Here is a 232-nt window from a genome sequence, read left to right on the forward strand (position 1 = left end):
TGTCACGGCTACGCACTCGTGGTCTCGACATCACCCTCTTCGGCCGCACCAAGGATCAGATCACCGACCCGGAACTAGCCCGCGCCTTCGCCCAGGCGACCGCCCGCAGTGACGCCATCGTGCTTAGTTTCCACGGCGGTACCACTTCCTGCCCGGCATGGCCCGCTCTGGTCGAGGCGTGGAAAAACCGTCGCGAATCCGGTCTGCCGCTGCCGTGGATCCACATCCAACC

1 protein-coding gene is annotated in these 232 nt (G+C 65.1%); it reads left to right on the top strand.

Annotated features, from left to right (window positions below; all coding sequences use genetic code 11):
* Window positions 1-232: hypothetical protein (locus HU743_RS27065; protein ID WP_186652417.1), on the top strand; the 232-nt coding region annotated here is incomplete at both ends.

This window comes from Pseudomonas sp. SWRI99 (genome assembly GCF_014270125.1).
Lineage (GTDB): Bacteria > Pseudomonadota > Gammaproteobacteria > Pseudomonadales > Pseudomonadaceae > Aquipseudomonas > Aquipseudomonas hamedanensis.